This window comes from Nonomuraea sp. WAC 01424, from assembly GCF_003947315.1.
Lineage (GTDB): Bacteria > Actinomycetota > Actinomycetes > Streptosporangiales > Streptosporangiaceae > Nonomuraea > Nonomuraea spiralis.
Genome location: NZ_QHHZ01000004.1, coordinates 1 through 18,000, shown reverse-complemented (window position 1 = coordinate 18,000; position 18,000 = coordinate 1). Strand labels below are relative to the sequence as shown.

Sequence of the window (18,000 nt, the reverse complement as noted above, 5' to 3'; positions counted from 1 at the left end):
TCACGCCCGTGGCCGGGGATCAGAACATGCCGCCGAGGAGGTCGTCCAGACCGCTCTGGTCGATCCAGCGGGTGACGCGGGCGCCGGTCTCGGCGATCGTGCCGGTCCGCGTGTTCTCCGGTTCGACCTTCTCGGGTCTGAAGATCTGCTTCTCACCCTGTCCGGAGCCGCCGGGCCTGGTCAGGCTGGGCGGCGGCGGCCCGTCCGGGTACATCCTGCCGTCGCGGTAGACGGTGTAGGACTGCGTCGGCTGCCTGGTGCCGTCGTTCCGGTAGACGTGGCTCGGACGCGGCTGCGCCGGCTGCCTGCTGGCCTTCGGGGGCGACTGCCGCTGCACCGCTCTGTGGCTGGTCGGACGGCGTGCCGGGCGCTGCGCGGCCTCGGCGCGCCGGGCCCGCTCCGCCCGGTAGCGGTTGCGCGCCCTGGCCGCCGCCGAGGCCCGCCGCTTCGCCGCCGCCTCGGCGGCCTTCCTGCGTGCCTCTCTCCTGGCCGCCGCTGCGGCCCTTCTCCTGGCCGCGGCCGCGGCCGCCTTCTTGGCCTTCTCCGCGGCCTTCTTCCTGGCCGCGGCCAGCGCCTTGCGCTTGGCCGCCGCCGCGGCCTTCTTCTTGGCCGCCTCCAGCGCCTTCTTCCTGGCCAGCGCCGCCGCCCGCCGCTTGGCCGCCGCGATGGCCGCGCGCCGCGCCGCCGCCCGCGCCGCCGCGAGCGCCGCCCGCCGGGCCGCCGCCTGGGCCAGCTTCCTGGCGATGATGCGGGCCGCGATCCGCGCCGCGATGCCGACCGCGATCCAGAACAGCTGGCCGTCGGGGTCGCTCATGGTGACGGGGCTGTTGTTGGCGTAGGCGTAGGCGTTGAGCTGCTGCGGGTCCTCCTCGTCGATGATGGGGTCGACCGACAGGAAACGGCCGTTCTTGGGGTCGTACTCGCGGGCGCCCAGGTGGACGAGCCCGGTCGTCGGGTCCTTGGTGCCGCCGACGAAGGCCCGTTGTCCGGGCCACCATGGCGGCGGCGACCCCCGGTCCTCACCGAACGGCGTCATCCGCCGTACGGCCAGCTCCCCGGTGCCGCCGTTCACCGCGGCCTGCGCGGTGCCCTGGTGGTCGGCCGCCAGGAAGTACACCTGGTTGTCCGGCGTACGGACCGCGATCGGCTCGCCGTTGATGGTGTAGTAGCGGGTCTGCTCGACGGCGTCCTTGGCGAAGTCGAAGCGCAGCTCCATGTCGTCCACGTACAGGGTGGCGTCCGTCGGGGTCTTGCGCAGCAGGCGGTCGCCGTCGGCGTCGTAGACGAACGACGTGGTCTTGCCGGCCTCGGTGACCGACTCCAGGTTGCCTTCGGCGTCCCAGACGAGGGTCTGGTCGGCGGTGCCGACCTTGCGCCGGGTGGTGTTGCCCGCCTCGTCGTAGGTGAACAGGTCAGCGCCGATGTTCTGCACCGCGTGCGGCTGCTTGGCCCCGGCGGCCGGGTAGGCGGAGGTGCGCACGGTCTCGGGCGCGCCGCCCCAGGCGTGCTTGGTCTCCTTGATCCGGTTGCCGGTGGCGTCGTAGCCGTAGCTGACCGCGTACGGGGCCACGCCGCCGATCTTCCCCGAGGTCGGCGTGCCGCTGGCGCAGTCGTCGGTGGCCGTCCACGCCGAGGTCATCCGGCGCAGGTGGTCGTAGGTGAAGCACTGCGTGTCCTGGCCGCCCGCCTTCTCGGCGATCTTGGTGATGTTGCCGGCGGCGTCGTAGTCGTAGTTGAGGTCGAGGTCGGTGGCGGCGGCGCCTTCCCTGTCCAGCCGCATCCTGGTCAGCCTGCGGGTGGACTCGTCATGGGTGTAGGTGAGCCAGGTCTTCTTGCCGCCCGAGCCCAGCTCGTACTGCAGGGTCTCGCCCAGCTTGGAGTAGCGGGTCGCGGTCACGTACGACGACAACCCGCTCACCTTGGTCGGCTGGCTGAGCTCGTCGTAGGAGTAGACGACCGACTCGGCCTCCAGTCCGCCCCCGGCCGGGAAGCTGACCGACTGCACCTGGTCGTCGAGGGTGTAGCGGGTGTTGAGCACGTACGAGCCGGCCAGCTTGCCCTCCCGCGCGGGGACGGTCACGGTCTCGCGCAGCGTGCGGTAGTCGGCGTCGATCGCGTTGATCTCCGCCACGTACGCCTGCCCGCCCGCGTACCGGACGCTGGCGTTCATGTGGCCCTTGGCCAGCGCGTCGTACTTCCACTCGGCCAGCAGCGTGCCGGTGGCCGAGCCGTCGCGCAGTTCCTTCTTGCGCCCGAGGTCGTCGTAGACGTACCAGAGGGTCTTGCCGCGGGAGTCGGTGGTGCTGACCAGGTCGTCGGCGTCGTTGTACGTCATCGTGGTGACGCCCTTGTCCGGGTCCTCCGTCTTGATCTCCCGGCCGCGCACGTCGTAGTTGTGCCGCCACACGTTGCCCGCCGGGTCGGTGACGGTGGACAGGCGCCCGGCGCGGTCGTAGGTGTACTTGGTGGCCTCGTACGCGCCCGTCGGGGTCGCGCCCTTGTACTGGCGCAGCTCGATCAGGCGGTCGTCGGCGTCGCCGATCCGGGTCGTGGCGGTGCCGCCGGCCGGCGGCGTCACGTGGACGCGGTCGCCCTCCTGAGTGGCCGAGACCCGGTACTTCTCCACGCCCTTGGCCTTGAGAGCCTGGGCGTTGACCTCGCCGGCGCCGTCGAAGAACGACACGACCTGCGTCGGCACGTCGGTGTCGGCGACCGCGAGCAGATCGGTGGCGGGCGTGCCGGTGGCGAAGTAGCCGGTGTTGGACTTGCTCACCTCGCCGAGCGAGTTGTAGTAGGTGTCGGTGATCGTGCGCCCGTCGCGCAGCGCGGGGTCCTGTGTCTGGTCGTCGCGGGGCGCGGGTTCCTGCGTCTGGCGCTCGCGCATGAGGCCGTCGTACAGCTCGTGGCTGACGGTGTAGCCGCCGTCGGCGCGCAGCGTCTTGGTGGTGACGTAGCTGGGGCCGTCGGTGCGCATGGTGTAGGCGAACTCGGTGCTGGGCGACTGCCCGGCCGCCTTGCTGCGGTCCGGCTGCCACACCTTGACCAGGCGGCCGAGCGCGTCGTGCTCCATGTCGACGCGCCGGTTGTTGGCGTCGACCTCGGCGACGGGCTCGCCCCAGGCGGGTTCGAGCATGGTGCGCTCGACGTGGCCGAGCTGGTTGGTCTCGACGACCTCGGTGGCCGGGGCGCCGGTCGCCGGGCTGTAGGTGGTGGTGGACCTGGTCCCGACCGGGTCGGTCTCGCTGGTCTCGCGGCCGTAGACGTCGTAGGTGTGGGTGCTGTCGGTGACGGTCGAGCCGTCCGCGGCGGCGAGCTGCTGGACGGTGGTCACGTCGCCCTTGGTGGGCGCCTGGCCGTACGCCTTGTCGTCGTACTGGACCCGCTCGTCGGAGATCACCTCACCGGCGGCCAGCGCCGAGACGGCGGTGCCGCAGCTCGCGGCGACCCTCTGGATCCTGCTGGTGTAGTCGAGCATCCAGGCGGTGTCGTTGCGGGCGTAGGTGTAGCGGGTGCACTCGTCGTCGTCGGCGGTGGCCAGGTCCCCCTTCTCCTCCACCTGCGTGAGCAGGCCCTTGGCGTCGTACGAGCGCTCCTCGCCGGTACGCCGCCACGCGCCGCCCGCCAGCGCCGTACGGGTCACCATCGACTTGGGCTCGACCACGTACGCGGTCTTGGTGACGCCGCCTTGCGTGGACTCGGCGGTCTTGAGCGACCACGGTTCCTCGGCGGTCGCGGTCAGGATCGCGCCGCCGTCGCCGTTGTAGAGGATCTCCTCACGCTCGAAGCCGGAGAGCTGGTCGAGGTCGTCCAGCTTGACGCCCTCGGTGTCGACGACCTGCGCGCTGCGCTTGGAGCCGTCGGCCTGCTTGTCGCCGTGCATGCCGCGGAAGTACCTGAACTCGGTGAGCGTGCGCTTGGTGTCCTGCCCGTCGCCCTCGCGCACCCGTACGCGGCCGAACCCGCGCCAGTCCGCCCACGTGCGCTGCTCGGGCTTGACCAGGATGTTGTCGGCGTAGCGCCAGGCCGCGCCGTCGAGGTACTCGTAGTCCTTGACCACGTTCGGGGAGCCCGCGACGCGGTCCACCTCGATCGTCTGGGTCACGACGTACTTGTGGAACCAGTCGGTGACCTCGCCCTCGGCCGGCGGCGCCCAGCGCTGCGGGAAGCAGAGCCGGGTGTTCTTGTCGGCCGCCGCCGGCACGTCGCCGGGCTTGCAGTCGGCCGCCGCGTAGTTGACCCGCAGCTCGCCGCCGCTCTCGTTGTTCACGGCCTGCACCCGCCACTTGACCAGCGGCGCGCGTCCTTCGTTGCCGTCCACCCGGTTGGGCAGCTGCACGCCGGTGAACGTGACCTTGGGAAGGGTGAGGGTGCCGCCCACGTGGCCGCTCTGCTGGAGCGAGGCCAGCCACAACGACGGGCTCAGGCCGTCGCCCGTGGCGGGGAACTGGTGGGCCAGCGTCCAGGAGTCCACCGCCGCGTACTGGCCGGCGGGGTTGAGGATCTGCGTGGTGACCTTGGCCAGGCGCTTGCGCGAGAAGAACGTCGGCGACAGGCGGTCGGTGCACTTGACCCCGGAGTCGCAGATCTGGTCGAACGGCACGTCCGGCCAGGACGCCGCGGTCTCCTTCTTGAGCTGGTCGGGGGCGCAGGTGATCGTCCCGGAGGGCAGGCAGCGCTCGGCCACGTCGAAGACCACCCGGGCCGCGGGCGACCTGGTGAACAGCTCGTTCTGCAGGTAGCCGTAGTCGATGCGGGTGAGGTACGCGCCGCGCACGTATACGGTGCCCAGTTCGGGCTTCATGTTGCGGCCGTAGTAGTTCTTCTCGTTCTCGTACCAGTACGTGGTGGCGTTGCCGTGGGTGTCGACCGCGTAGTCGAGGTTCCACCGGTAGCCCTGCTGGCACCAGGCGTTGGCCGGGGTGCTGGAGTAGCAGGGCTCACCGCTGTTGTTGCCGAACACCGGCACGGTCTGCACCGACTTGGTCTCCGGCTTGCCGGTCGCCCAGCCGGGCAGGCGGTTCAGGCCGAAGCTGTACTGGGTGCCGTCGGCGGTGGTGACCCGCCAGTACTCGCCGTTGTTGTCGCCGTTGGTGGCCCCGGTCAGGTACTCGACGCGGGTGCCGTCGTCGCGCTTGGGCCGCCACTGCTTGGAGGTGGCGTCCTTGACCAGCTCGACGGCGGAGTTGCCGAGCGACAGGGTGGCGTTCTCCTGGTCCCAGCACAGGTCGCCGGTCTTCTTGCCGTCGATCATGCAGGCCTTGTAACGGCGCTCGACGTAGCCGCTGGGGTTCAGCTCGAAGCCCTCCCCCACCCACGACGGCTGGTTGTTGGTGGAGACCGTACGGCCGTCCACGCTCTGGGAGGAGTAGTCGAGCGACAGGTCGGGCTCGTCGCCGCCCAGGGCGGGCGGCGTGCGCAGGCCGTAGCTCCAGGAGAAGTCGCCGGACTGGTTGCCGACGCTCCAGCTCGCCGAGGGGGCCAGCGAGGTGGCGGCGTGGTCGCCGGACGGGCCGGAGGCGGCGGCGGTGACGGCGTACAGGCCGGTGGTCTCGACCTCGGCGGTCAGCGTGCCGGCCTTGGGGTCGTTGTCGCTCTTGACCGGCTGCGGCGCGGCGCAGCCGGTCGCCGCGGCGTCGAGCGCGCACTCGGGCAGCTTGACGACGCGCAGGCGGGCGCCGTAGTCGCCGCCGGAGGCGTAGCGGAAGCCGGAGTAGTCGATCTCCAGCCGGGTCCTGCCGGACGCCTTTGCCGCCGCGACGCCCTGACCGGGCGACAGGCGCATCGCGACGCCGAGCAGGTCCGTCTTGAGCAGCTCGACCTTGACCGGGGTGGCGGCCGCCGCGGCCACGCCCTTGGCGGGGGCCAGCCGCACCGGGAACCCGGCGGCCAGCGTGGCGGTCGCCGTGCCGCCCAGCTCGGCCGTCTGCGGCGCGGGCCAGGCGACCGCGGGCGGGGCCTTCCACGCCCGTTCGGCGACGGGCTCGGCGAGCGGGCGCAGCACGGGCACCTTCCCGCCCTTGACCGGCGTCTCCTTCTGCACCGACGGCGCCTTGCGGGGCGCGGCGGAGGCGGGCATCGCGTACGCCATCGGCACCAGGAGCACGACCGCGAGCACGGTCGCCAGCCGGCGCGGCCAGGCGGCTTCGGGCGTCACGCCCTCGAAGCGGTTCCAGCGGGGATCGGGGGCGTCGGGTTCGTCGGCGGGCTGCTGAAAACGATTCCAGCGGGATTCTGGCAGCTCTAACTCACTGTCCACGGTTTCTCCCAGGGAGGGGCTACTGGGCTGCTAGCTGGGCTATCTGCTCGGCGCTGAGCACGCCGTCGTACGTGCGGACGTCATCGACGGTCCCCGGCCAGTAGCCGGTGAAGACGCCCGCGGTCCTGGTCCGGCCCAGTTGCAGCGGGCCGGTGGCGTTCCAGGTGCTCACGTGGGGAGTGACGGTGGTGGCCGACAGGCGGCCGTTGACGTAGACGCGCAGTTCGCCGGCCAGGGCGTCGTACACGCCGGCGATGTGCGTCCATTCCAGCGGGGCGGGTACGGCGTCGGAGCGGGTACGGACGAGGGCGGCGGCATCGGTGTCGGCGGCGGCCATGCCGAGGACCCACCGCCCCTGTTCCTTGTCGAAGCCGAGCTGGAAACCGGCCGCCCTGGTACCCGGCTGGGCCACGGCGGCGGTGTCCTTGGCGGGCAGGTAGTCGAGCTGGGTCCAGGCGGCGACGGTGAACCCGGACCCGGTGACGACCGCGGGCGCGGCGGCCTGGGCGTACCCGGTGGCGCCGTCGAGCGCGAGGGCGCCGTCCAGCCAGCCGGCCGGGCCGGTGGCGGCGCCGGCCAGCGTGGCGGGCGTGGCCCGGCCGGAGGAGTCGGCGGCCGACAGGCCGCTCCCGTCGTCCAGCTTCCAGTGGCCGACCAGCGTGGCGGCGCTGTTGACCAGGTCGGCGATCTCGTCGGCGAACAGCGCGCGGCCGTAGAGCCGGACCTCGTCCACGTCGCCGGGCCAGAAGTCGGCCGCCGCGCCGGCCATCCTGCCGCGGCCGATGGTCAGCGGGCCGGCGGCGTTCCAGGGCGCGGGGACGGCGACCGTGGACTCCAGCCGGCCGTTGACGTAGAGGGAGATCTGGCCCGCGGCCGAGTCGTAGACGCCGGTCAGGTGGGTCCACTCGTTCAGGCGGGGGGCGGCGGCCGACAACGCGCGCGCGACCGGGGCGGCGTCGGTGTCGGCGCCCGTCACGGCCAGCGCCCAGCGGTTGTCGGCCTTGGCGTACTGGAGGGAGAACGCGCCGGTCCTGCCGCCTTCCTGGGTGACGGCGGTGGCGGAGGCGGTGGTGCCGGTCAGGCGTACCCAGGCGGTGACGGCGAAGTTGCGGCCGGTGTCGGCGACCGGGCCGGTGGTCTGGGCGTAGGCGCCGGCCAGCCGCAGCGCCGAGCCGGTCCGGCCCGGGGTCCAGGTGGCGCCGTACAGGGTGGCGGGGTGGGTTCCGGCGGCGTCGGCGGCGGTGCCGCCCTGGCCCTCGTCCAGGGGCCAGTGGCCGGCCGGCGCCCGGCCGGCGTTGACGTTGAAGACGTACGTGCGGATCGGGCCGAGTTGTCCGGCGCGGTCCTTGCTGCGCACCGACAGGACGTTCGGGCCGTCGTGGCGGGGGGTGAGCGTGATCGCGGCCGTGCCGTCCTGGGCGGGCGGGATCTCGATCTTGGGGGCGGTGTCCAGGCCGTAGACGTAGGCGGCGACGTCGGTGACGCCGTTGGGGGCGAAGGTGAACCCGCCGGCCAGGCCGACGCCGTCGCTCCAGCCGTTCTCCGCGAACTGCGCCGAGGACACCTCGGGCTCCCGGCCGGGGGCGGTGGCGTCCACGGTCGCCTCGCACCAGGGGCTCCACGCGCTGTTGGCCTTGCCGTCCTCGGCGCGGACCCGCCAGCGGACCAGCGCGCCGTCGGCGTACAGGCTCTGCGGGACGACGGCGCTGAAGGCCGTGCCCGTCGATCCGACGGGGGTCAGGTACTCGCCCGCCTTCGTCCCGTCGGCCCGGTACCACTCGAAGCGGCCCCTGACCGAGTTGTCGACGTCCTTGAGCCGGGCCCACAGCTTGGGGGTGGGGGTGCTGATGACCGGCCGCCCGTCGCCGGAGACGCACGGGCCGCCCGGGTCGGACCAGGCGTCGGCCGCCACCGGGTCGGCGGGCAGCGAGTTGTACTCGATGACCAGGCTCGGGTTGTTGCGGAACTTCTTCCAGGCGTACTGGTCGGTCTCGCTGGTGGCGCGCAGGCCGACGGTGATGTTGGGCCACTTGTTGGCGGCGGCGTCCACGACCTGCGAGGTGACGTCGAACTCGACGCCGCCGGGCAGGCAGGCCGAGCCCCAGCCCTTGGCCACGTTCACCGTGGAGAGCTTCTTGACCCACTTCGGCTGGTTGCTCCAGGTGGTGCTCTTGCTGATCGTGTTGGTGGACCACGCCTCGACCGCGCGGGCGCTGCACGAGTACGACCACGTCTCGTACGTGCGCAGCGTGCCCTTGATGATCTGCTTGCCGTGGATCGTGGAGCCGGTGTTCATCTGGAAGAAGGAGCGGTTGGTCTGCGAGTTGACGTGCCCGACGCGGGCGACGTCGCTGGAGTTGAGGTAGTTGGAGCTGGGCCAGTTGCTCCACACGGCGGTCCAGGCGCCGCGCGCGGCCGAGAAGTACGGGTCCAGGAACACCGGGTAGCGCGTCTTGGGGTCGTTCATCATCGCGCGGTCCGGCCGCAGCCGCAGTTTCCTGCCTTCGAGCGAGACCCCCATCGTGGCCTGCCGGGCCTCGGGGGCGCGGCCCTCCTTGACCTCGGCCTGGCTCGGGGCGCCGGTCGAGTCCCACATCGTCGGGGTGGGCGCGATGAAGATCGTGCCGCCGGTCCGGTCGACCGCCTCCAGGTTGCCCGCCTTGTCCGAGGTGAGCGACAGGCCGCTGACCGACAGCGGGAAGTCCAGGTCGGGCAGCGTCCTCGCGGCGGCCCGCGTCTTGACCACCAGGACGTGGGAGAACCCGTCCACGTCGGCGGTGACCCGCAGGTCCACGCCCGGCAGCACCTCGGGGTAGGTGGCGGTGTCGCCGTTCAGGGTGGGCTTCGGCAGCGTGCCGGGCCAGCTCAGCTCCAGGGCCTTGCCGCCGCGGGACAGGCGGGCGAGCGGCTGGCCGAGGCCGCCGGAGAAGGTCAGCCCGGCCGCCGTCGCCACGGGCTCCACCGCGCCGTCGGGCCGCAGGCGGAGCGTCGTGTCCACGGGCACCCAGCCGGTGGCCTGGCGGACGCGGACGGGACGGGCGTGTTGTTCGAGGGTGAAGGTGCCGTCCGGGCGGGCGAAGACCTGGCGGGTCTCGCTCCGCATCGACTCGATCTCGACCGCCGCGCCCGTACGCCTGGCCGTCGCGACCGCCGCCTCTTCGGCGGCCGGGGGCACGCTCACCGCGGGCGTGCCCGCGTCCGGCGGTTCGGCTCGGGCGGGCGGCACCGCCGGAATCGTGAATGCCAAGAAGGCCGCGACAAGCCCACGCACAACCCGCATCGGTCCTCGCATGTCGACCAGAGGTCCGCGCGGGACCAGGTGATCTTCGATTGACGAACGGATTGTCACCCGCGTAAGTGCATACGTCTAGATCTTCTGGCGAATTTCGCCAAAAGTCGGTACACGTCTGGAAGGAACCGTCGCTACCCGCCAGTAGCCCTTCGCCGGGGACAGCCACGGCCCGGCCGCCGCGCCACCCGCTGCGGCGGCCACACCGAGGGCCACCAGTCCCTGGTCCGGCGGCAGGCGGTCAGCTCACGGCCTGGCCCGCTCGATGAGCGCCACGGCGGCGTGGGGGTCGGCGACCTGCACCACGAGCCGGGCGTAACGTTCGTCGGCCAGCTCGATGACCACGGCCTTGGCCGCGTCGTGCACGTCCCAGAAGACCTTCTCGCCGTTGAGGTGGAAGGTGCCGGCCGTGATGACGCCGGGCAGGTGCGCGCCGGGCGCGCGCAGCCCCTTGGGCTCGCCGACGATCCCCGGGTCGGCCGTGGCACCGCGCACGTTGGCCAGCGGGATGACCAGCCGGCTCTTGAGCGCCCACAACTTGTCCAGGCCCTCGATCTCCACGACCAGGTTCTGCCCGTCGATGCTGATCTCTGCCATGTTCGTACTCCTTACGCGTGTTGGGTGAGCCGGCGGGCCAAGGCGGCGCCGGCCTGGTCGATGTCGGTGCCCGCGGTGCCGGACCGGGCCCGCAGGCGGAGCCCGAGGACGGCCGCGGTGACCGCGAAGGCCAGGTTTTCCTCGCCGCCCTGGGCGGGGGGTTGCGGCCCGGCCGCCGCCCTGGCGGCCCGGTCGAAGGCGGCCAGCACCGTGGAAAGCTGATCGGCGACCTCCTGGTCCACCGGCGCGCGTTCGACCGCGGCCAGCAGCAGCAGGTTGAGCCCGACCTCGGCGGCGGGCTCGGCGACCGCCACGCGCAGCGCCTGGTCCAGGTCGCCGGCCCCGGCGACCTGGTCGATCAGCGGGGCGATGTCGTGCTCCAGCGACCAGCGCAGCGCGGCCTGGTAGAGCCCGCGCTTGCTGCCGAACGTCTTGTACAGGCTGTTGCGATGGACGCCGAGGTGGGTCACCAGATCGTCCATGGAGATGCCGTCGTAGGACCGGGTCGAGAACAGCTCTGCCGCCGCCCGGATCACCGTGACCTCGTCGAATCCTCTTGGTCGTCCCATGGGTCGATCGTAGCCAGTTTAGGAACAATCAGTCAAGAACGTTCGTTCCTCAATTCTGCGACGGGTCGTCGTACGGCTGGGCGGGCTCAGACCGCCTTGCGGACGCGTGAGGTCTCGGCGGAGAGCGGCTCGCCGTCCTGGCCGAGCGGGCGGAGCGGGGCGAGCTCCCGGCCCTGGTCGTCGACGAGGACGGAGTGGGTCTCGTCCGGGGCGAAGGCGTGGCGTTCGCCCCACTGGCGCAGCGCGACGACGGCCGTGAAGAGGTCCCGCCCGGCGGCGGTGAGCAGGTAGGCGTGCCGCCTGCCGTCGCCGGCGGCGCTCTTGGCCAGGATGCCGTGCTCGACGAGCCTGCGGAGCCGGTCGGTGAGGATGTTGCGGGCGATCCCCAGCCGCTGGTGGAACTCGGTGAAGGTGCTCGCACCATCCATCGCGTCGCGGACGATCAGCAGGCTCCACCGGTCGCCCACCAGGTCGACGGCCCGCGCGACCGGGCAGGACGGATCGGTCCAGGCGCTTCCCGCAGCGAGTGTGACGTCCACCGAACCCCTCCTCGATGAGTTGCAATCTGAAACCATTATGCCCTAACCTCCGATCGGTTGCACTTTGAAACTTATTGGAGGTTGTCATGCCGGCAGGATTGACCCGGCGGCAGCGGGTCCTGCTCGCCCTGGTGTGCGCCGTGGCGGTGGCGCCCGTCTACGGCATTCAGCCGGTCCTCCGGGCCGCCGGCCAGGATCTCGGGCTGACGGAAGGAGCGCTGGGATGGCTGGTCGCCGCCGGCCAGATCGGCTATCTCGCGGGGCTGGTGCTGCTGGTCCCGCTCGGCGACCTGTTCGACCGCCGCAAGCTCATCACGGCCCATCTGGTGCTCGTGGCGGCCGAGGCGGCGGTGACCGCCGTCGCGCCCGCCGGCGGCGTCGCCATCGCCGGGCTGGCCCTGGCCGGGCTGTTCGCCGTGGTCGTCCAGATCACGGTGGCCTACGCCGCCGCCGTCTCACCCGCCGCCGAACGCGGCCGTACCATCGGCACGATCACCTCGGGTGTCGTCGCCGGCATCCTCGGGGTGCGGATGGTCGCCGGCGTGCTGGGCGAGCTGGCCAACTGGCGGGTGGTCTACCTGGTCATCGCCGGGCTGTGCGCGGTGCTCGCGTTCGCCGTCCGCCGCACCCTCGACGCCGACGTCCGCAGCCCCGGCGCCCGGTACGGCGCCATGCTGTCCTCGCTGGGCCGGCTGGTCACCGGCGACCGGCTCCTGCTCAGCCGGGGACTGGTCGCCTTCTTCCTGTTCGCCTCCTTCGGTACGTTGTGGAGCGGGCTGGCGCTGCCGCTCGCCGACGCGCCGTGGCATCTCGGCACGACCGCGATCGGGCTGTTCGGGCTCGCCGGTCTCACCGGTGCGCTGGGCGCGGCCCGGGCCGGCCAATGGGCCGACCGGGGCCTGGCCTCGCGGGTCACCTGCTGGTCGCTGGCCCTGCTCACGGCGTCCTGGCTGCTGATCGGCCAGGCGGGGTGGTCGTTGTGGCTGCTGATCGCCGGCGTCATCGTCCTGGACTTCGCCGTGCAGGCCGTACACGTCAGCAGCCAGCACCTGCTGACCACGGCCCGCCCCGACCGGAGCAGCAGCGTCATCGGCGCCTACATGGCCTTCTACTCGCTGGGGTCCGCGCTCGGCGCGGTCACCACGACCTCGGCCTACAGCATCGGGGGATGGCCGGCCGCCGCCGTGCTGGGCGCCGCGTACGGCGCGCTCGGACTCCTCGTGGCGGTCCTGTCCAGGCGTCTGGCCACGCAGCCGCGGCCGCACGCCGAAGACCAGCCCGCCGTCTCCCGCTGACGGCCCCGGCTCAGGCGAGGTCGAGGATCGGCACGAGCTGCTCCTCCTCGTACGCCAGGTGCGCCTCGAGCTCGTCGACCAGCCGCTCGATCTCGGCGCGCACCCGCAGCGGGTCGTCACCCGACAGGGCCTGCCTCAGCTCCTCCACCAGCACGCCGATGCGCTCGTGTTCCCTGGACAGCCGCTCGATGGTCGGGGCGAGCGAGGGATGCCGTTCGGCCAGGGCCGGGAACATCATCAGGTCCTCGCCGGTGTGATGGTGGTGCAGCCCCTGGCACATGGTCAGGCAGTTGATCCGCAGCTGCACGCCCAGGCCGGGGCGGCCGGAGCCGGTCAGCTCCTTGCGGATCAGCGCCAGCTCGCGGCGGAAGCCGTCGTGCACCTGCTTGAGGTACGCACCGCCCGAGGACGCGTTCGACCGGGGCGGCCCCGGTTCCACCTTGAGCGCGACGACCGGGATGGTACGCGCGGTCCTGGCCTGGTAGTCGGCCCAGCCGGGATCGCTCTCCACGGCGCGGGCGAAGGCGGCGTCACGCTCGGCGCCCTCCAGGATCTCCGCCTCGACGTCGAAGACGAAGACGCCGCTCTCCACGGTGGCCCGGGGGTCGGCCCGCAGGTTGCGGTACCAGTGGGGATCGTGCGGCGCTCCCCCGGCGGAGGCGATGACCAGCATGCGCTCGCCGCCGTCGGGGAGGTAGCCGAGGGGGACCGTGTGCGGCCTGCCCGAACGGGCGCCCGTCGTGGTGAGCAGGAGCAGTCTCGCCCCCTCGAAGGGGCCGCCGACCTGGCCGTTGTTGGCGCGGAACTCCTCGATGACCTGCTTGTTGAAATCCACTCTTCTCCATGGTGTCGGTACTTGCACTGACATGCTGAATGGAGAAGAGGAACGGCGGGCCGCGGGCCCGCCCGGCGATCACGCGAGGGCCGGGCTGCTCTCTGGTTCGTGGCCCAAGGCCGACCCGGCAGTCACGGGGTCAGGCTACTTCATCAAGATTTTCTTCGCAAAGCGGGACGACACCGGCCTCGGAGGGGGGCAGGGGGCGCCGTCCCGCGCCCCCATCCGCTCCGGAAACGCTACTCGGCGTACGGCTGGTCCTCTCCCTCGGCGCTGTAGCCGAGGCTCCAGACGTAGCCGTCGGGGTCGGCGAAGGTGCCGCCGTACCCGCCCCACGGCAGGGCGCCGGCGGGCTTGAGGATCGTGGCGCCGGCCTTCTCGGCCTCGTCCATGATCTCGTCGACCCGCGCCTCGCTGCGGACGACGTACGTGAGGACGACCCCGCTGAAGCCGCTGCCCTCCGGGCTCAGGCCCACCAGGCCGGCCAGACCTTCGCGGCCGTAGAAGCCGACGGGCGAGGCGCCGTCGGACTCGAAGAACACCGAGATGCCGTAGTCGTTCTCGATCTTCCAGCCGAGCCCCTCGGTGTAGAACCGCTTGGCCCGGTCCATGTCCTGTACGGCGAGGAGGATCGAGCTGACGTGCGCCTTCATGTCATATCTCCTTGGTGCGGAAGAGCTCCTGTCGATGCACCCCACGCTACGGAGGCCGCCGCACCCGGCGCTTCTCGATTCCTGACCGGTTACCGGGCCGGCTCCGGGATGAGCTCGCGGCGCAGGGCCTGGCTCGCCGCGCGGTGCTCGGCCGCGGCGGCCGGGTCGGTCGCGTCGAGCACGGCCGCGATGCCCTCGTGCGCCAGCACCTCCTTGTGCCGCGCGCCCACCTTGGGGGCCAGCTCCAACGCCTGGCGGTGCAGGCGCAGCGCCTCCTCGGGCAGGCCGGCCAGCCGGCAGGTCTCGCCGTAGCCGTAGAGGAAGTGCACCTTCCAGTGCTCCTCGAACAGCTCGTCCAGGAGCGCGAACGCCTGCCGGTGGCTGTCCAGCGCCTCCTCGTGGCGGCCCATCTGGCGCAGGGCGACGCCCAGGCAGTTGAGGCACCACGCCTCGTTGTGCTTGTGGCCGTCCTCGCGGGCCAGCTCCAGGGCCTGGCGCAGGTGCCGCGCGGCCTCGTCGGGCTGGTCGTGCACGATGGCCATGCCGAGCGTGATCCGGGCGGACAGCGTGGCGGGCCAGCCGGGCTCGCCGCCGGTGTGGCCGAGCACGTCGCGGGCCAGCCGCGCCGCCTCCTCGGGCCGTCCGAGCTGCAACATCGCCCACGCCTCGTCGGCGGCGGCGTGGGCCGCGCCCGTCGGGCAGCCGGCGTCGGCGTACCGCCTGCCGGCCTGCCTGAAGAGGTCGAGCGGCGCCTCGACGTGGCCCTCGTCCCAGCTCAGGTGGCCGCGGCGCATCATCAGGTCCGCCTCGGAGCGCGGGTCGCCGACCTCCGACACCAGGGGCGCCGCCGCCTCGTACGCGGCGCCGGCCTCGGCCATGCGGCCCGCGTTGTAACGGGCGAAGCCCAGGTCGCTGTGCGCCTCGGCCAGTTGCCACGGGTCGCCCAGGCGTTGCGCCGCCGCCAGCGACCGTTCGAAGAGCACGTTGAGGTGGGTGGTGCCGCAGCGCCGCGCGAAGAACGTACGCATGAAGCGGGGCAGCTCGCAGGCGTGCGCGTCGGCCCCGGTCGCGACCGCCACCTCGAACGCGCCCATCAGGTTGGTGTACTCCGCGACGAACCAGCCGAGGGCCGCGTGCTTGCTGCCGAACGCCGGCAGCTCGGCCGGCGGGCTGCCCGCGGAGGCGGCACGGCTGCCCGACTCGTACGGCATCGCGGCGTCGGCGGCGGCCGCCGCGTGCACGTAGTAGTCGAGCACCCGGCCGAGCGCCTGCTCCCGCTCGGCCGGCGTGTCCTGCTCCTCGGCGGCCCGCCGCGCGTGCTGGTGGACCAGGTCGTGCAGGGTGTAGCGGCCGGGCGAGGGCTGCTGGACGAGGTGGGCGTCGAGCAGGTCCTCCAGCATCGCCCGCGCCCCGCGCAGCGGCACGCCGGCCAGCGCCGCGGCCACGTACTCGTCGAAGGAGGACCCGGACAGCAGGCCCAGCAGCCGGAACAGGCGGCGCTGCGCCCGGTCGAGCTGCCGTACGGACATGGCGAAGGCGGTGTCGAACTCGCTCGCGCCCTCGGCCATGCGTTCGACGAGGATGCCGACGGTCCAGCCGGGCCGGTGGCGCAGCCGGGCGCCGGCCAGGCGCAGGGCCAGCGGCAGGTGGCCGCACAGTCGCAGCACCTCGGCCGCCGCCTCCGGGTCGCGGCCCAGCCGGCCGTCCGGCCCACTGGGGTCGCCGCTGGCGCGGGCCAGCAGTTGGGCGCTCTCGTCGGGGGTGAGCACGTCCAGCGAGACGGGCGGCACCTCCTCCAGGCCCAGCAGCCGGTTGCGGCTGGTGATCAGGGCCACGGACTCGCCCGCGCCGGGCAGCAGCATGCGGACCTGGTCCGCACTGGCGGCGTTGTCGAGGACGACCACGGCCCGCCGGGCGGCCAGCTCCGACCGCCAGCACGCGGCCAGCGGCTCGATGCCGCCCTCCTGCGGGATCTTCTCCGAGGGGACGTCGAGCGCGGCGAGCAGGGTCCGCAGCGCGGGGTCGGGATCGAGCGGTTCGCGCCCGTCGGTGAACCCGTGCAGGTCCAGGTAGAGCTGGGCGTCGGGGTAGTCGGCGGCGAGCCGGTGCGCGGCGTGCACCGCCAGGCACGTCTTGCCGACGCCCGCCATGCCGTCCACGGCCACCACCCGGCTGCCGGCGACCGCGGCGAGCACGGCGTCGAGCTGGGCCTGGCGTCCCGTGAAGTCGGGCACGTCGCGCGGCAGGTCGTTGCGGGGCGGCCGGGGCGCGCCGGCGGGCGGCGACGGCGGCTGAACCTGCCGGCTCGCCTTCGGAGGCGCGGGCAGGGGGTTGGCGGCCCGTTCCCACAGGGGCCGCAGCGGGCGGGGGTCGCGCTTGACCAGGCGGCACAGCTCGATCACCGCGGGCCAGGGCGGCACCGACTGGCCGCTCAGGTAGCGCGACAACGACGACGAGCTGAGGCCCGTCTCGCGCGCGAGTGCCCGTACGCCGTGCCCGGACAACTCCTGGAGCAGGCGCAACCGGGCGGCCAGCTCGTCCTGAGGGTCCGCCTTGAGCGTCTGTCGTCCCACGTGATCCTGCCTCTCTGTCCCGTCGCGGAAGAAACTTACCGGGACGAATCGCCGCAGGCCAACGGCGTTCCGGCTGTCCCACGGTGTCCCACGGGCATCGTGGTGGCGCGGGCGTTCGGCTGAGATGGAGTCACGCCCCGGGGGACGGGGCGGCGGACCAGCAAAAACAGGAGAACGACCATGCAGTCCCGTATGAAGAACCCGGCCTTCGTCCTGTCCGGCGCGATGCAGCCCATCCAGGATCTGTTCAAGGCGGTGCACTCCGGCGGCGTGGACGCCCAGACGCTGGAGCTGGTGCACCTGCGGGTCAGCCAGATCAACGGTTGCAGCGCCTGCATCGACGCGGGTGTCAAGACCGGCCGCAAGGCCGGGGTGAGCGAGGAGCGGCTGGCGACGGTCGTGGCCTGGCGCGAGGCGCCGTACTTCAGCGAGGAGGAGCGGGCGGCGCTGGAGCTGGCCGAGGCCGCCACGCGCCTGGCCGACCGGGCCGACGCGGTCAGCGACGAGGTCTGGGACCGGGCCGCCACCTACTACGACGAGAAGCAGCTCGCCGCGATCGTGCTGATGATCGGCGTGACCAACCTGTTCAACCGGCTCAACGCCACGACCCGGCAGATCGCCGGCGCGTGGGGCTGAGCAGCACACCCCACAAAACGGTCAGTACTAGCATTCACCCCCAGAAAGAAGGAGATTTCACCGTGAGCAGCACCGAGAACACCGCCACCACGGGCAAGGGCTTCGACGGCTTCAGCGACGACGAGCGCGCGGCGATGAAGGCGCACGCCAGCGAGCTGAAGAAGGCCGCCCGGCGCGGCGGGAAGGCGTCGGCGGCCGACGGCGAGCGCGACGTGCTGGAGAAGATCGCCGAGATGGCCGAGGACGACCGCGTGCTGGCCGAGGCGGTGCACGCCGTCATCAGGGCCGCCGCCCCGGACCTTACCCCGAAGACCTGGTACGGCATGCCCGCCTACGCCAAGGACGGCGCCGTCGTGTGCTTCTTCAAGCCCGCGGCGAAGTTCAAGACCCGGTACGCCACCCTCGACTTCAACGACGGGGCGACCCTCGAGGACGGCGCCATGTGGCCGAGCGCCTTCGCGCTGAAGGAGCTGACCCCCGACACCGAGGCGCGCATCGCCGCCCTCGTGCGGCAGGCCGCGGGCTGAGGTCCCGCGAACCCGCCGGTTCTGCTCCACCGCAGCGCGCCGGACCCGGCTCCGGCCCGGCCCGCCGCAGTGGAGCAGGGGACCGTCAGATTTCTCCCTCAGATTTCTTCCACGCTGCTCGGCTCACGCCGGGACAGATCGATACCGAGTTCCTCCGCCGCGCGGAAGACGTCCTCGTCGGTGTCGCGCATCTCGATGGACATGCCGTCGCTGGACAGCACCTCGACATTG

11 protein-coding genes are annotated in these 18,000 nt (G+C 72.4%); 3 read left to right on the top strand and 8 right to left on the bottom strand.

The genetic code is table 11. The annotated features are described in order from the left end of the window. Positions 1–19: 19 nt before the first annotated feature. From DMB42_RS12400 to DMB42_RS12380, 5 genes are all read right to left on the bottom strand, one after another. Positions 20–6,256, bottom strand: a complete 6,237-nt coding sequence (locus DMB42_RS12400) for an RHS repeat domain-containing protein (protein ID WP_125633935.1) — start codon at positions 6,254–6,256, stop codon at positions 20–22. Between the two features lie 19 nt (positions 6,257–6,275). Beyond that, the gene (locus DMB42_RS12395; protein WP_260477648.1) at positions 6,276–9,482 is read right to left on the bottom strand and encodes a LamG-like jellyroll fold domain-containing protein; all 3,207 of its coding nucleotides are present in this window, start codon (positions 9,480–9,482) and stop codon (positions 6,276–6,278) included. Between the two features lie 309 nt (positions 9,483–9,791). Beyond that, positions 9,792–10,142, bottom strand: a complete 351-nt coding sequence (locus DMB42_RS12390; RefSeq protein WP_125633931.1) for a hypothetical protein — start codon at positions 10,140–10,142, stop codon at positions 9,792–9,794. A gap of 11 nt (positions 10,143–10,153) precedes the next feature. Next, positions 10,154–10,711 (bottom strand): TetR/AcrR family transcriptional regulator, encoded by a 558-nt coding sequence (locus DMB42_RS12385; protein ID WP_125633929.1) that lies wholly within the window; start codon positions 10,709–10,711, stop codon positions 10,154–10,156. 86 nt (positions 10,712–10,797) lie between these two features. Then, the gene (locus DMB42_RS12380) at positions 10,798–11,250 is read right to left on the bottom strand and encodes a helix-turn-helix domain-containing protein (protein ID WP_125633927.1); all 453 of its coding nucleotides are present in this window, start codon (positions 11,248–11,250) and stop codon (positions 10,798–10,800) included. Between the two features lie 86 nt (positions 11,251–11,336). Here DMB42_RS12380 and DMB42_RS12375 point away from each other — a divergent pair, with 86 nt between their 5' ends. Then, entirely contained in the window at positions 11,337–12,545 is a 1,209-nt protein-coding gene (locus tag DMB42_RS12375) for an MFS transporter (RefSeq protein WP_125633925.1), read from the top strand. Between the two features lie 10 nt (positions 12,546–12,555). Here DMB42_RS12375 and DMB42_RS12370 read toward each other — a convergent pair whose 3' ends face one another. The 3 genes from DMB42_RS12370 to DMB42_RS12360 form a co-directional block, all read right to left on the bottom strand. Then, complete coding sequence (locus tag DMB42_RS12370; RefSeq protein WP_260477647.1) at positions 12,556–13,380, bottom strand: nitroreductase/quinone reductase family protein; 825 nt, start codon at positions 13,378–13,380, stop codon at positions 12,556–12,558. Between the two features lie 239 nt (positions 13,381–13,619). Then, positions 13,620–14,033 (bottom strand): VOC family protein, encoded by a 414-nt coding sequence (locus DMB42_RS12365; protein ID WP_125633921.1) that lies wholly within the window; start codon positions 14,031–14,033, stop codon positions 13,620–13,622. A gap of 89 nt (positions 14,034–14,122) precedes the next feature. Further along, positions 14,123–16,606, bottom strand: a complete 2,484-nt coding sequence (locus DMB42_RS12360) for a tetratricopeptide repeat protein (RefSeq protein ID WP_125633919.1) — start codon at positions 16,604–16,606, stop codon at positions 14,123–14,125. A 180-nt stretch (positions 16,607–16,786) separates the two neighbouring features. Here DMB42_RS12360 and DMB42_RS12355 point away from each other — a divergent pair, with 180 nt between their 5' ends. Next, the gene (locus tag DMB42_RS12355; protein WP_125633917.1) at positions 16,787–17,242 is read left to right on the top strand and encodes a carboxymuconolactone decarboxylase family protein; all 456 of its coding nucleotides are present in this window, start codon (positions 16,787–16,789) and stop codon (positions 17,240–17,242) included. A gap of 62 nt (positions 17,243–17,304) precedes the next feature. Continuing rightward, positions 17,305–17,769, top strand: coding sequence for an iron chaperone (locus DMB42_RS12350; protein WP_260477646.1), 465 nt, complete (start codon positions 17,305–17,307; stop codon positions 17,767–17,769). Positions 17,770–18,000 lie beyond the last annotated feature (231 nt).

What these genes read in the sequence shown, in the direction of transcription:
- DMB42_RS12390 (WP_125633931.1), bottom strand. Translation starts at nt 10,142, where the DNA reads ATGGCAGAGATCAGCATCGACGGGCAGAACCTGGTCGTGGAGATCGAG.
- DMB42_RS12365 (WP_125633921.1), bottom strand. Translation starts at nt 14,033, where the DNA reads ATGAAGGCGCACGTCAGCTCGATCCTCCTCGCCGTACAGGACATGGAC.
- DMB42_RS12385 (WP_125633929.1), bottom strand. Translation starts at nt 10,711, where the DNA reads ATGGGACGACCAAGAGGATTCGACGAGGTCACGGTGATCCGGGCGGCG.
- DMB42_RS12375 (WP_125633925.1), top strand. Translation starts at nt 11,337, where the DNA reads ATGCCGGCAGGATTGACCCGGCGGCAGCGGGTCCTGCTCGCCCTGGTG.
- DMB42_RS12355 (WP_125633917.1), top strand. Translation starts at nt 16,787, where the DNA reads ATGCAGTCCCGTATGAAGAACCCGGCCTTCGTCCTGTCCGGCGCGATG.